This is a genomic window from Paenibacillus lignilyticus (genome assembly GCF_017942085.1).
GTDB classification, from domain to species: Bacteria; Bacillota; Bacilli; order Paenibacillales; family Paenibacillaceae; genus Paenibacillus_Z; species Paenibacillus_Z lignilyticus.
Window position 1 is genome coordinate 25,071 of record NZ_JAGKSP010000033.1, and the last position, 12,110, is coordinate 37,180.

8 protein-coding genes are annotated in these 12,110 nt (G+C 52.2%); all 8 read right to left on the bottom strand.

Annotated features, from left to right (window positions below; genetic code table 11):
* Positions 1–17: 17 nt before the first annotated feature.
* Positions 18–1,988 (bottom strand): DNA topoisomerase IV subunit B, encoded by a 1,971-nt coding sequence (gene parE / locus I8J30_RS31445; protein WP_210664311.1) that lies wholly within the window; start codon positions 1,986–1,988, stop codon positions 18–20.
* A 78-nt stretch (positions 1,989–2,066) separates the two neighbouring features.
* The gene (locus tag I8J30_RS31450) at positions 2,067–3,053 is read right to left on the bottom strand and encodes an ABC transporter permease (RefSeq protein ID WP_210664312.1); all 987 of its coding nucleotides are present in this window, start codon (positions 3,051–3,053) and stop codon (positions 2,067–2,069) included.
* On the bottom strand, positions 3,046–4,020 hold the full coding sequence (locus tag I8J30_RS31455) for an ABC transporter ATP-binding protein (RefSeq protein ID WP_210664313.1): 975 nt from the start codon (positions 4,018–4,020) through the stop codon (positions 3,046–3,048). The genes I8J30_RS31450 and I8J30_RS31455 overlap by 8 nt, the downstream gene beginning before the upstream one ends.
* Before the next feature lie 12 nt (positions 4,021–4,032).
* A complete protein-coding gene (locus I8J30_RS31460; protein WP_210664314.1) occupies positions 4,033–4,860 on the bottom strand; it encodes a GDSL-type esterase/lipase family protein in 828 nt (275 codons plus the stop codon).
* A 200-nt stretch (positions 4,861–5,060) separates the two neighbouring features.
* Positions 5,061–6,239 carry a formate-dependent phosphoribosylglycinamide formyltransferase gene (gene purT, locus I8J30_RS31465; protein ID WP_091215548.1) on the bottom strand — a complete coding sequence of 393 codons (1,179 nt, stop codon included), beginning with the start codon at positions 6,237–6,239 and terminating at the stop codon, positions 5,061–5,063.
* Positions 6,240–6,308: 69 nt separating this feature from the next.
* The gene (locus tag I8J30_RS31470; RefSeq protein WP_338044984.1) at positions 6,309–8,150 is read right to left on the bottom strand and encodes an ABC transporter ATP-binding protein; all 1,842 of its coding nucleotides are present in this window, start codon (positions 8,148–8,150) and stop codon (positions 6,309–6,311) included.
* Positions 8,147–9,925, bottom strand: a complete 1,779-nt coding sequence (locus tag I8J30_RS31475) for an ABC transporter ATP-binding protein (RefSeq protein ID WP_210664315.1) — start codon at positions 9,923–9,925, stop codon at positions 8,147–8,149. The genes I8J30_RS31470 and I8J30_RS31475 overlap by 4 nt, the downstream gene beginning before the upstream one ends.
* Before the next feature lie 310 nt (positions 9,926–10,235).
* A partial coding sequence (locus I8J30_RS31480) for a dynamin family protein (RefSeq protein ID WP_210664316.1) occupies positions 10,236–12,110 on the bottom strand: 1,875 nt, incomplete at its 5' end.

The following is a 12,110-nucleotide window of genomic DNA, read 5'->3' on the forward strand; positions in this document are numbered from 1 at the left end:
GAAACTCTCCTCAACTGTTATTCAACATATTCGGTAAAATCAACATTCTCAACGATCCAGCGTTTACGCGGATCTACTTTGTCGCCCATGAGCGTGGAAACGCGGCGTTCAGCCTTAGCTGCATCTTCAATTTGCACTTGAAGCAGCGTACGGGTCTCTGAATTCATCGTCGTTTCCCACAACTGCTCGGGATTCATCTCACCGAGTCCTTTATAACGCTGCAGCTCGAAGTTCTTGCCGAACTCCTTCAAATAATTTTGAAGCTGCTCATCCGACCAAGCGTACCGAACGGTCTCCAACTTGCCGGATTTGCGCGTAATCTTATAAAGCGGCGGCTGCGCGATGAAGACGCGGCCCAAATCAATCAATGGCTTCATATAGCGGTAGAAGAACGTGAGCAGCAGCACTTGAATGTGCGCGCCGTCCGTATCCGCATCCGTCATAATGATGATTTTGCTATAATTACACGATTCCGCGTCGAACTCAGGTCCGATGCCTGCGCCGATCGCCGCGATAACCGCCTTGTATTCGTCGTTTTTAAGAATATCGATCAGCTTAGCCTTCTCCGGATTCATCGGTTTCCCCTTGAGCGGGAGAATCGCTTGAAACTTGGAGTCACGGCCTTGCTTGGCGGAACCGCCCGCGGAGTCGCCTTCTACGATAAACAGCTCCGTGCGAGTAACATCCTTCGATTGTGCCGGTGTCAGCTTGCCGCCAAGGTTGGAGCTTTCGCTCTTCTTCTTGCCGCTGCGGATTTCGTCGCGGGCTTTGCGCGCGGCTTCGCGGGCTCTCGATGCCTGAACCGCTTTCTTCAGCAGCATTTGAGCAACTTGCGGATTTTCTTCCAGGAAAACCTGCATTTTGTCCGATACGATCGCATCAACCGCGCTTCTTGCCGAAGAGCTGCCGAGCTGATCCTTGGTTTGACCGACAAATTCAACCTCGGACATCTTGATGTTGATAACCGCCATCATGCCTTCACGCAGGTCGTTGCCGTCAAGATTCTTGTCTTTCTCCTTGATTAACGCGTTCTTGCGGGCATAGTCGTTCATTACACGCGTATATGCGGTTCTGAATCCGGTCTCATGGGTACCGCCCCCGCGGGTTGGGATGGAGTTTACGAACGAAGCCATCGTCTCGGTATAGCCGTCGTTGTACTGCAACGCCACCTCAACTTCGATTTCGTCGCGCTCGCCCGCAAAATGAATGACGTCATGCAGCACGGTTTTGTCTTCGTTCAGAAACTGAACAAACTGACGCGCGCCGCCTTCATAGTGAAACTGGTCTTGTTTGCCGCTTCGGTCGTCCTTAACCGTTACCTTCAATCCGGAGTTTAGGAACGCAATCTCCTGCAGCCGCTCCGAAAGCGTATCGTAGTTAATGGAAATATTGCCGTGGAACACGCGTGTATCCGGCTTAAAGGTTACCTTCGTGCCTGTGCGATTCGTGTTGCCGGTTACGACAAGTCCCGTTACCGGTTCGCCGACATGCTCTTTGCCATCGTTGTCGACCCAATATTCAAAGCGCTGCTTATGTATTTTACCGTCACGGTAAATTTCCACTTCCAGCCACTCCGACAAGGCATTCGTTACAGAGGCGCCAACGCCGTGCAAACCGCCGGATTTCTTATATCCGCCGCCGCCGAACTTACCGCCCGCATGCAATATCGTAAAGACAACCTGTGGCGTGGGAATACCGGTCTTATGCATGCCGGTAGGAATACCGCGGCCATTGTCCTTTACCGTAATCGACCCGTCATTATGGATCGTTACGTCGATGGCAGAGCAGAACTTTGCCAGATGCTCGTCGACCGCATTGTCGACGATCTCCCAGACAAGGTGATGCAAGCCCGAAGTGCTCGTGCTGCCGATGTACATCCCGGGCCGTTTCCGAACAGCGGTCAGCCCTTCCAGCACCTGGATGTCGTCTGCGCCATAGCTGTCGGCACCCAAATTCGCTTCGCCCGCAAGATTTAACTGCTCAGTCATAGGGTCCTCCTAATAAATTTAATTGCGCTTCATTGCATACTTTTTCCATTCAAGCCGATTCGCTCACTTCAAGCTATTCTAATTCATGATGTCCTGTTTCGTAAAGACACCGAATGAAACGATAAGTCCGATTGCCGACCAAATCGCGAGGATAATCAAGGAGAATGAAAGTGTCATGCCTTGAATTGGCGGCGGAGAGCCTGCTAAATAATCCGTTAGCTGCAAATTAACCGCGAAAACATATTTAGCGCTTTCCCAAGAAGATGACATACTCGACAAGATCGTACCTGCGATGACAGCCGCCATCATCGTCACGATACTCGCCGCCGTGCTCCGAACAAGAACAGATACCATGAGCGACAGAATGGCCACGGTCATGGATGAGACCCAGATCAATCCGCCCTCCATGAGCACAAACAACCACTGTGGAACGGCATGTACATAAGAGCTCTCAATGGCAGAGCCCTGAATTACAAATCCTGTAAATACAGGCATTTGCCAGCCGGAATAGCCAAATACCGCGCCTGATATAAGATAACAGAGAATGGCGCTGACCACAACGGTTAATGAAACATAGAACGTTAAAGCAACGAGCTTGCTCAGTAAAATTTTCCATCGTCTTACAGGTCTTGTGAGAAGCATCTTAATCGTTCCCGTCGAACGTTCGCCGGACACGAGGTCAGAGGCGATGGCAAGCACCAGCAGCGGATAAAACAGCGTTACGGCATTCGACATGAAGGTCCGAGTAAACGTTACACCGTTAGGTGAGTTAGGATTTACATCGTGATCCAAATAATACTGAAGCTGTTGCACGGCGATTCGGCGGTTACGCTTCCACTCTTCCGGAATTCGCTCGCTGGAGAGCATATTTTGATACTCATTGATCTGCTGAACGAGCTGATTGCGCCAATCCGCGAAATTTTTGCGGTTCGTCTCCGCTATTTTCATTTGGGCATAGGTAAAGATAGGAATGAGTACAAGCAGCACGAGGACGACGACATAGAAACGCTTCTTCTTCCATATCTTGAGCGTCTCATTCTGAATGAGCGGCAGCAGTCTATCCAATGCTCTCACCTTCCGTCATTTGCAAAAATAGTTCTTCCAGCGTTGGGGCGATCTTCTGAACCGAAACGACGCCGATACCGGCATGCACGGCTTTCTCAACGACAGCCGAAATGTGTTCCGCTCCCATTGAAGTGATGATGGCATCCTTCAGACCTGCCAATATACTCTCATCGATTCGATGCTCGCCATCGCGAATTAAACGGATATTCCCCTCTGCAGCAAGCAGCTTTCTTCCCGCTTCCACGTCATCGAACTGCCACACGACATAGCTCCCGGTCTGATTTACAAGCTCATCAACGGCGCCAACCGCAAGCACTTCGCCGTGGCTGATAATGGCGACGCGATCGCACATCAGCTGAATTTCGCTTAGCAAGTGGCTGGAAATAAACAAGCTCATCCCCTGATCCGCAAGCATACGAACGAACTCGCGAAGCTCCTTAATCCCTTTCGGATCGAGACCATTCGTCGGTTCATCCAGAATGAGCAGCTTCGGTCTGCCAAGCAGCGCCTGCGCGATTCCCAGACGCTGCCGCATGCCGAGCGAATACGTCTTCACTTTGTCGCGGATGCGCTGCTGCATGCCAACGATGGCAACAACCTCGGCAATCCGATCTTGACCAATTCCACGCTGCATACGGGCAAAATGCTCCAGGTTCTCCCAGCCGGTCATATACCCATATACCTCCGGGTTCTCCACGATACAGCCGATATGGCTGAGTGCCGTCTCCGGATCTCGCTGCACGTCGCTGCCGCAGATTAGTATCTCGCCTGAGGTTTGCTTGATCAGCCCCACAAGCATGCGAATCGTTGTCGTTTTCCCGGATCCGTTGGGACCGAGGAAGCCGAAGATTTCGCCGCTCTTCACTTCAAAAGAAACATTTTTTATGATCATTTTGCCGGCAATCCGCTTCTTCACTTCTTTTACGGAGAGGACGACTTCGGTTTCCGAGAGGGTATGTAAGCTCATTGGACAGATCTCCTATTTCAGCGACTGCACGATACGTGCCGCAATTTGTGCGTAGCCTTCGTGATTGGGATGAAAATGATCGCTCGACAGATATGTGTCAATTGAACGTTCAAACATATCGAATGAAGGCACTAAAGTCATGTTCGGATAGTCATGCAGAATCGAATAGGCTTCTTCGTTCCACTTCTGAACCTGCAAACTGCCGTCTCTCAGGTCCGTTATATTGTAAAAGGGGTTATAGAGGCCCGTGTACACGACTTGCGCATTAGGATTGATTTCGTGCAGCAGCTTGATCACTTTCGACAATCGGTCAATGCCTTTGGGCAGTTCTTTCTTCACCGTATCCAGACTAATATCGCCCGTTACCTCTCCGGCAGATTGTCCGTTCGCGATTTGGAACAAATCGTTGCCTCCGATGGAGAAGACGATAAGATTCGCCTGCTGCAAAGAGTAGCGATACCCCTTGTCCGTGCTGAGCAAATGGGCGAGTTGATCGGCCCTCAAACCGTTGACGGCCAAATTATTGTTCAATTTGACGGGAATCAGCGGATATTTCTTCTTAAGCAGCGCGACCACTTGTTTGACATACCCATCGCCTGTAGCATCGCCTGTCCCCTTCGTCAAGGAATCGCCAATAGCGGTAATATTGATGGCTTTGCTGCTTCCAAGGCTGCTCGACTCCGGCTGCACCGGCCTCCCCTGCTCCCCTGTGTAAGCATCTGCATGAGGATACAGCATGTCCTTCACCGCATAGCCAAACCCGCCAATCAACAGCAATGTCGAGATCAGCGCTGAAATCCCGATCGTTCTCCATAACACGCCGGAAGATGCACTACTCATGTTTCAACGCTCCTTTCACCTATATCGGATCCCTGAACGGGAAATCATTATTCTTTTTTAAGGTAATGCTTTCAGAGGGAATTTGCAAATTTCACCAATTACCGCAAATACAAAAAAAAGCCGGTATGCCCCCGCCGGCAGCCCCTGAAAGGAAGCTGCTGACGTAAGTTCCAGCATACTCGGCGAGTGTATCGCATGATTTATTGGTAGTTGATCGTTAGGGATTGTGCTGCTTGTTTAGCCAGCTCACGCGCTTTCGCGCAATCATCAGCCGAGCTGAGCGCAACGGCCATTCGGCGGCCCGGTTTCGTAACCGGCTTGCCGAACACACGAACCTGCGTATTCGGAACAGCCAGCGCTTGCTCAAGCCCGCCGATTTGGAATTGCTCCGAATCACGGTCAGCTTTAAGCGTATAGGACGCACCTGGCGTGAGCAGACGGATCGTTGGAATCGGGAACCCCAGAATTGCTCTTGCGTGAAGTGCAAATTCAGAAAGATCCTGCGTAACCATCGTAACCATACCCGTGTCATGCGGACGAGGAGAAACCTCACTGAACAACACGCCATCCTTCGTCAGGAACAGCTCGACGCCGTAGATGCCATAGCCGCCAAGCTCCTCGGTTACCGCACGCGCAATCGCTTCGGCTTCTTCGATTTGCTGTGCCGACATTTCATGCGGCTGCCAGGACTCGATGTAATCGCCGTCCTTCTGTACGTGTCCGATCGGCGCGCAGAACGATGTGCCCGATGCCGAACGTACCGTTAAGAGCGTAATCTCGGATTCGAAATGGATAAATCCTTCGACGATAACACGCGTTTTCTTCGCACGCCCGCCTTCCATGGCGTAGTTCCAGCAAGCTTCAGCATCCCCTTCTGTTTTGCAGACGCTCTGGCCTTTGCCGGATGAACTCATGATCGGTTTAATGACGCATGGAGTACCCAATTCCGCAACAGCAGCTTTAAGCTCGTCCAGCGTATCCGCGAAACGGTACGGCGCAGTAGGCAAGCTCAGCGTTTCTGCCGCAAGACGACGAATGCCCTCCCGGTCCATGGTAAGCAATGCAGCGCGAGCAGTAGGGATAACACGGTAGCCTTCTTGCTCCAGCTCCACCAGAGCGGAAGTCGCAATCGCTTCGATCTCGGGAACGAGCAGGTCCGGCTTCTCCTTCTCAATCAGAGCGCGAAGCGCTGCGGGATCCAGCATATCGATTACATAGGAACGATGCGCGACCTGCATCGCCGGCGCGTTCTCATAGCGATCGACGGCAATCGTTTCTACGCCAAGGCGCTGAGCTTCAATGATAACTTCTTTGCCAAGCTCGCCGGAACCGAGCAGCATAATTTTACGAGCCGTAGATGAAAGCGGTGATCCATACATATAGAAAAAGAACCTCCTGGAAGAAATGTTTTCTTCCATTGTGGAGGTTCTTTGGCGAAAAATCAAGAATTATGCCGATAAAAAACGATACTGCGCTTCTATCAGGCCATTATAAGTGCCTTTATGACGAATTAGTTCATCATGGCTGCCTTGCTCGACGATTTGACCATGATCCAGCACGACGATGCGGTCTGCATTGCGAATGGTGGATAATCGATGCGCCACGATGAAGGAGGTACGGCCTTTCAAAAGCTTCTTAAGCGCCTCTTGGATTTTGAGCTCGGTTTCCGTATCGATGCTCGCCGTCGCTTCATCCAGAATCAGGACGCGCGGATCAGCCAGCAAGGCTCTTGCGAACGACAGCAGCTGGCGTTGTCCCATCGACAGGCTGTTTCCGCGCTCCTGCACTTCTGTGTCATACCCATCCGGCAAACTCATAATGAAATCATGGGCATCGACTGCCGTAGCTGCTTTCACAATTTCATCGTCGGTCGCGTTTAATCGGCCGAAACGGATATTCTCGCGAATCGTGCCGGAGAAAATGAACGTATCCTGCAGCACGACCCCAACCTGCGAACGCAAGCTCTCAATGCTGACGTTGCGAATATCGATGCCATCGACGCGGACGGCACCTTGCACCGGATCATAGAAGCGGCATAGCAAGTTCATAATGGTACTTTTGCCTGAGCCCGTATGACCGACCAATGCGATCGTTTGTCCCGCCGTAACATCAAGAGAAATGCCGCGTAATGCCGGACGGCCTTTCTCGTATTCGAAGACGATGGAATCAAACGAAACATCGCCGCGAATACGAGGCAGAGTAGCCGCATCCTCCTGCTCGCCTACTGTCGGCTTCTCATCGATAAACTCGAAGATCCGCTCGGAGGAAGCCATTGCGATTAGCAATTGCGCATACATTTGACCCAGCCGGTTAATCGGCTCCCAGAAGTTGCCGACGTAGTTGGCAAAACCAACGAGTACCCCTACCGTGATCGCGCCGACAGCAATCAGATGCGAGCCGTACCAGAACAGGATTAACGTACCGATTGCGGATGTAATTTCGATAATCGGCCCGAACGCCTGGTTAAGGGCTGAAGCTCTGTTCCATGCTTTAATATTGGTGTTATTGATGTTCGTGAAGAAGCTGAAATTGGCTTTCTCCTGCGTATACGCCTGTGTAACGCGCATCCCTTGAATACTTTCGTTCAAATGCGCGTTGATGCGCGACTGCTTCATCCGGACATCCTGCCATGCGAAACGAATCCGTTTACGCAGCGCCGTGGAAACTACGAACATGAGCGGTACCGTAATCATGATGGCAATGCCTAGTTTGAAGTTCCACGCCAGCAAAATGATGACGATTCCGACGAGCTGCACGCAATCCATCAATAAATTGACTACGCCGTTCGTGAACAAATCCTGCAGCGCATTGACGTCATTCGTAATGCGGACCAGAACGGAGCCTGCCGGACGTTTATCGAAGAAACGAAAGGATAACTTCTGTATATGTTTAAAGAGATCCTCGCGCAGATCGTAGATGACTTGCTGACCGATGATATTCGTGTACTTAATGCGGTACGTGTTAGCTGCCCATTGAATAATATAGAGGGTCAGCATCATCCCCGCAAACATGTAAAGCTTGCTCAGACTCGGATCCCCGCCGTCTTTCGGCTGTATCGCTTCATCGATCGCCATGATGATAATAGCCGGTATAGCGAGCCGTGTAAGCGTTCCGAGCACCATCGTAACGATAACGACAGGCAATAATTGTTTCCGATAAGGTTTCATATACGAGAACAATCGGGTAATTTGAGACCAGTTGAACGGTTTCTCGATCGCATCGTCATCCTTGTAGATGAAACGCTCATGACTGCCTCGCGGCTGCCCTTTCTGCTGCTGCTCCTCACTCACTGTGCGACCCTTCTTTCTGCTGCTAATTCGGCTGTGGCTACGCTGGGACGGTCTGCATATTGGATGTTATACGTATCCTGATAAGGACCGGCCTCTTTTACTAATTGCTCGTGCTTACCGCGCTGCACGACATGGCCATTGTCGAAGACCAGAATTTCATCCGCATGGCGGAGCGAAGAAATCCGATGCGCGATAATAAAGGTCGTTCTGCCCGCCATCAGTTCGCTAAAGCCCGCTTGAATTTCATGCTCGGTTTCCATGTCGACGGCGCTTGTAGCATCATCGAGAATGAGGATACGCGGGTTCTTGATCAGTGCCCGTGCGATGGCAATCCGCTGCTTCTGGCCGCCGGAGAGCCCCATGCCGCGTTCGCCGACGATCGTATCATAGCCTTCGGGAAGCTCCATAATGAAATCATGCGCTTTGGCCAGCTTCGCGGCTTCGATGATTTGATCCATCGTAACGTCTTTTATCGCGTAGGCGATATTGTCGCGTATCGAGCAAGAGAAGAGGAACGTCTCTTGGAATACGGTGGCGATTTGGGAGCGCAGGCTCTCGATCGAAAGGTTGCGAATATCTTCGCCGTCGAGCGTGATCTTGCCTGTCTTAATGTTGTAAGCGCGCATGAGCAGCTGAATGACCGTAGATTTACCGGAACCGGTTCCGCCCAGCATCCCGATGACCATACCGGGTTTCGCATCAATATCCACATTCGTGAGCGCAGGAGCTTTATCCGCATAATTAAATGTCACATTATGAAATTGCACATGACCTTCAATCTTGCTTTCATCCAAAATCGTCGGAGATTCGACATCTTTCACGTGTACATACTCGTTCAGCAGCTCCAGCAACCGCTCACCGGAAGCTTTGGACTGCGTGTAGTTGTTAATCAGGAAGCCCATCGCCCACATCGGGTTGATGATATACCACAGCATGCTGAAGAAGGCAACCATCTCACCCAGCGTAATTGAACCTCGGATAACGAGCGTACCGCCGGCTACAAGCAGTATGACTGCACATACGCTTGCCAATAGCTCCATGACGGGGAAGAAACGTCCCCACAAGCCGGATGCGGCAATTTGATTTTGTTTGTAAGCCGCGCTGCGCGTTGAGAATTTATCCATTTCGAACGATTCGCGGGCAAACGATTTCACGGTACGAACGCCTGTGATGTTCTCTTGAACCGCTGTAGTCAAATGGCTCATCGCTTGGCGCATTTCCCGAAATGCCGGATGAATCAGCTTCTCGAAGCGCAGTGCCACAAAGACCAGGACCGGCATTGTCACAAGCGTGATCAGCGTGAGCTGCCAGTGAATGGAGAACATCATCGCCGCTCCGAAGATAATCATAAGGAACATGTTGAAAATTTGCGCAAACCCGAACGCGATGAAGTTTCGAACCGCTTCCAAATCTGCGGTTAGCCGCGACATCAAGTCGCCGGTTTTTGCTGTGTCGTAATACTGGAACGACAGCGATTGCAATTTCGTGTAGCACGCATTCCGAAGTCTGAATGCGACACGGTTGCCCAGACGACCGCCGAAGAACCCGTGTAGAAACTGAAGACCACCTTTTAAGGAAACGACCCCTACGACAGCGAGCGATAACGCGGGCACCCACTCAAATGTTTTGGGAACGATGACTTTGTCGATCAGTACGCGAAGTAAATTTGGATAAACCAATCCGAGCGCGGTAGCGCAGATCAAAAAGGCGATCGAAGCAATCAAACTTCTGCGTTCGACCCAGTAAAACGGTTTAAGTTGCCTGAAGACGTCCAATGGGTAACCCACTCCCTGTTGCAATTTTATGAATCTTTATATGAATATGAATGAATATTAACAGCATGAGTTCCGTACGGCAAACAGAGTGCTGGGGCATATAGTTGACAATATTCGCTTCCTCTTCCATCTCGGGTAAAGTTTAGGGGGTATTCTCCGATATCGTCGCAAATCATTGCCAACATGCGCATATTGCTCCGTTTTTGCACATTTGCCTCTGTTTTTGCATGATTTCATTTTCACAAAATAAAGAAGCTTATCCGGCTCAAAGCGAGCGCTGGATAAGCTTCTTTTCTTGTTCGTAATGGAATTAAATAGCAGCTAATGCAGTATGAACACGGCGCAGCTCTTCCACGTCGGCATTGTCAGACAAGGAAGCAAGCTTCCCTTCGCTGAAGGCATCCAAATCCTTGCGGAGCGTATCCGCGCAAAGCATCATGGCTTGATTCCACAGCTCCGTGTAACGGATGCTCCACGCTTCTTCGGCAGCTTGCAGCCAGCGCTGCATCGGCGCCGTCAGTTGCGTTTCCAGTTCGCTGCGCAGCGCCGCTTTACCGTCGCCTTCGAAGAAATGGCGCGGCGACTTGAATTTGCTCCAGAGCAGCTTCGTATCGACTTCCTTCGCTTGCCAAGGAGACTGCGCCTCAGGGCTCTCCGGCTGCGCCGGTTTGAAATCCGATGCTTCGAAGCCCGGAAGCTGCGCACCGGCTTCTGCGGCAACCTCCGTGAACTTCTTCACGGCAAGTTTGCCCAGCATATTATCCAGACGCAGCGAAGTCGCTTCCAGCTCCTGCGCTAGCTCAATTTGGAGCAAACGCTGAAGCTCCAGCCACGACGTCCACATCGCTTTGCGAAGATCGCGTCCGTCGTCTTGCAGGGACGAAGGATTGAACGCGAAGTTATAATGGTCGCCGAAACGAAGCTGCACCCGCTGCAGCACGTAGAAGAGCAATTCTTTCAGTTCTTGCTGCAGCTTCGCATTCGCCTGCGGCTCGTTCAGTTCATCTGCAAGGCTGCGCGCACGAGAGGCATGAGCGATAATATCGGCTTTTGCCTGTTCGCGGCTCAGCGCATCACCGGAAGCCGCTTCCAGCCAGTTCGCGATCGTGCTGCGTGCACGAGCAAGCTCCTGCTCCGCTGCCGTAACCGCGAGAGCACCTAGATCACCGCTGGTGAAGCTTAAGAAAGAGGCTTCAAACGCGCTGATGCCGGATTGCTCAATGAGTGCCTTGTCGTTCATGCGTTTCCCGTCCAGCGCTTGAAGGCTGGAGACCGGGAACATACGCGGGAATCGGATGCCGTGCTGCTGCAGGTTCCGTTCCACGTGCGCCAGCACGCCGTCTCGTTCCTCTTCATCCGCTGCCAGATCGGCCGCATTGACGATGAAGAACATTTTATCCAGCTCGAATTGATCTTTCACGCGGCCAAGCTGCAGCAGGAACTGCCGGTCGGCCTGCGAGAAGGCATGATTATAATAGGTGACGAACAGGATCGCGTCCGCATTCTTAATATAGTTGAAGGCAACGCCTGTATGCCTTGCATTGACTGAGTCAGCCCCCGGCGTATCCACGAGCACGATGCCCTGCGCCGTCAGCGGATTACTGTGATGCAGCTCGATTTCGCTGACAAAACACGACCGCGACTCTTCTGCGACATACAGCTGGAATTCTTCGCCGCTCACAGCCAAACGCTGGCCCAAATGCGCTTCATGGGCTGCCCAGCCTTTGGCGGCAGCTTTCAAGAAGCTGTAATGCGGACGTCCGCCGGCATGCACGGCATCCGGTGTCAGTTTTTGAATGGTTTGCAGCAGCGCATCGTCGCTTAGCGACTGTGCATCTTCGCCCAATAAGTTAAGCGAGTAGCGCAGATCGTCCAGCATGGCTTCGCGCGACTTCATCAGTACCGCAGCCGTACCGTGCGGATGCTCCGCGGTCGGCGGCACGATGCGGTTGACCGCTGCCGTCGTCGGGTTCGGCGACACCGGCAATACGGCCTCGCCGAGCAAGGCGTTGGCGAGCGAGGATTTCCCCGCGCTGAACGCTCCGAAGAGCGCAATCGTGAACCGGCTGCTGCGCAGGCGCTCCGCCTTCTCGCGCATGCCGTGCACGGCCTGGGCGAGCGACGCATGCGGCGCCAGCAGAGCGGCGGCTTTGCTCAGCCGCTCCGCTGCTTGGCGCTGCGGCGC

Bases quoted from the DNA above. Each gene is read 5' to 3' on its own strand.
- parE (WP_210664311.1), bottom strand. From the start codon at position 1,988: ATGACTGAGCAGTTAAATCTTGCGGGCGAAGCGAATTTGGGTGCCGAC.
- I8J30_RS31455 (WP_210664313.1), bottom strand. From the start codon at position 4,020: ATGAGCTTACATACCCTCTCGGAAACCGAAGTCGTCCTCTCCGTAAAA.
- I8J30_RS31460 (WP_210664314.1), bottom strand. From the start codon at position 4,860: ATGAGTAGTGCATCTTCCGGCGTGTTATGGAGAACGATCGGGATTTCA.
- purT (WP_091215548.1), bottom strand. From the start codon at position 6,239: ATGTATGGATCACCGCTTTCATCTACGGCTCGTAAAATTATGCTGCTC.